Annotated in this window: 2 protein-coding genes; both read left to right on the forward strand. The window is 68.8% G+C overall.

Features of this window, described 5'->3' with window-relative positions; all coding sequences use genetic code 11:
• Window positions 1–283 precede the first annotated feature (283 nt).
• Window positions 284–2,137, forward strand: a complete 1,854-nt coding sequence (gene uvrC, locus HY703_07630) for an excinuclease ABC subunit UvrC (protein ID MBI4545047.1) — start codon at window positions 284–286, stop codon at window positions 2,135–2,137.
• A partial coding sequence (locus tag HY703_07635) for a hypothetical protein (GenBank protein ID MBI4545048.1) occupies window positions 2,131–2,258 on the forward strand: 128 nt, incomplete at its 3' end. The genes uvrC and HY703_07635, both read left to right, overlap by 7 nt.

The raw sequence follows: 2,258 nt of genomic DNA on the forward strand, positions 1-2,258 counted from the left end.
GAAGCCCTGGAATTTCTGGTCGAATTGCACCGCGAATTCGAGCGCGCCCGCCGCGCCCGACTGGCACGACGGGCCGAGAGGCAGCTCGAGTTGGACGCAGGAGCCCTCCCCGGCTTTCCTCCACGGAATCGGAACAATTTCAGGCGGCCTAGCAGGCGTGTGAGGCCTGGAACGGCGGCGTGGCCGGGGGTAGTATACCCGGAAGCCCGGCCTCGCGCCGGTGTGCGCCGCGCGCGCCAGTGCGGCTGTGCACGGCAGGGGCGCAGCGGGCTCGAACACGAGGATGAGCCGTTCCGTGGATCCCACGCCGCTGCACGCCAAGCTGCGCCATCTTCCGACCCGCCCCGGCGTCTACCTGCTCAAGGGTAGCGGGGGCGAGATTCTCTACATCGGCAAGGCAAAGTCGCTACGCGCGCGGGTGAAGAGCCACTTCGCCCAGGACGCGAGCGCATCCCCCAAGAGCCAGGAGATGCTGCGCCGTGTGGCCGACGTGGACACGCTGGTGGTGGGCTCGGAGGCGGAGGCGCTGCTGTTGGAAGCCAACCTGATCAAGGCGCACCGCCCGCGCTTCAACATCCAGCTCCGCGATGACAAGCGCTACCCCTACATCAAGGTAACGGCGCAGGAGCCTTTTCCGCGCGTGTTCGTGACCCGGCTGCTGCAAAACGACGGAGCCCGCTACTTCGGCCCGTTCACGGAAGTGGGGGCCATGCGCCAGGCGCTGGAGCTGATCAAGCGGCGCTACACGGTCCGGAGCTGCCGTTACGACCTGCCGCGCGAGGCACCCACGCGTCCGTGCCTGGACTATCACCTGGGGCGCTGCCAGGCGCCATGCGTGGGGCTGCAGAGCGGCGCAGCCTACCGCGTGATGATCGACGAGATCCTGGAGGTGCTGGGCGGGCGTATAGAGCGAGTGGGCGCACGGGTGGAGGAGGAGATGCGCGCGGCGGCCGGGGCGCTCGATTTCGAGCGGGCCGCCACACTGCGGGACGTGCTGGGCGGGCTTCAGGCGATCGAGCAGCGGCAGCGCGCGCTGGACCTGCGGGGTGGTGATCAGGATGTGTTTGGAGTTGCCCGCGATGGCGACCGGGGCTGCGTGGTCCTGCTCCGCATCCGTTCGGGGAAGCTGCTGGGCCGGGAAGCCGAATTTTTCGTGAACCTGGGAGGCGAGGCGGACGGCACGGTGCTGGCTGCGGGCGTGAGCCGCCTCTACTTCGGACGCGGCGGCCACGGCACTGCCGACCTGCCCCGGGAGGCGCTCTTCCCCCAGGAGTTCGAGGACCGTGGCACAGTGGAGGAGTTGCTGAGCGGCGCAGCGGGGCGTCGTGTTCGGACGCGCCTGCCGCAGAAAGGGGACAAGCTGCGGCTCACGGCGCTGGCCAGCCAGAATGCGAGACACCTGCTGGAGGAGCGGGTGGTCCTGGAAGACGGTGCGCCGGAGCGGGCGGATGACGTGCTCTACGAGCTACAGGAACGCCTCGAGCTTAAGGTCGTGCCGCGCCTGATCGTCTGTTTCGACATCTCGCACATGCAGGGGAGCGACGTCGTGGGCAGCGCTGTCGTCTTCCGCAACGGCGAGCCTGACAAGAGCGAGTACCGCCATTTCCGCCTACGTGGGGAGTGGGGGAACGACGATTTCCGCTCGCTGGCCGAGGTGGTCAGCCGCTATTTCCGGCGGCGGCTCCAGGAGGGCAGTCCGCTGCCGGAGCTGGCCGTGATTGATGGGGGCAAGGGTCAGTTGGGGGCGGCGCTGCGGGCTGGCGAGGAGGTAGGTGCGCGTGACGTAGCGTTTTGCGCCCTGGCCAAGCGGGAGGAGGAGGTCTACCTTACCGGCCGCCCACTGCCGCTGCACCTGCCCCGTACGAACCCCGCCCTGCGCCTGCTGCAGCGAGTTCGGAACGAAGCCCATCGCTTTGCCCACGGCTACAACCGCAAGTTGCGGCGGCGCCACACGCTGGCCAGCGAGCTGGCGGAGATTCCGGGAATTGGCGCGGTGCGCAGGAAGCGGCTGCTGGAGCGGTTCGGCAGTGTGCGGGCATTGCGGTCCGCCGAGGCCGCGCAAGTTGCGGAGCTGCCGGGGTTCTCGGCGAAGCTGGCGCAGCAGGTGATCGAGCATCTGGGCCGGGACGCGTGGTAAGGACACGCCTGGCACCGAGCCCCACAGGGAGCCTGCATGTGGGGAACGCCCGGATCGCCGTTTTGAACTGGCTGTTCGCGCGGCACCACCGGGGTGCTTTCGTCCTGCGCATCGAGGACAC

This window comes from Gemmatimonadota bacterium, from assembly GCA_016209965.1.
GTDB lineage: Bacteria > Gemmatimonadota > Gemmatimonadetes > Longimicrobiales > RSA9 > JACQVE01.

Excerpts from the sequence above, each read along its gene's own strand:
- uvrC (MBI4545047.1), top strand. The coding sequence starts at position 284 with ATGAGCCGTTCCGTGGATCCCACGCCGCTGCACGCCAAGCTGCGCCAT.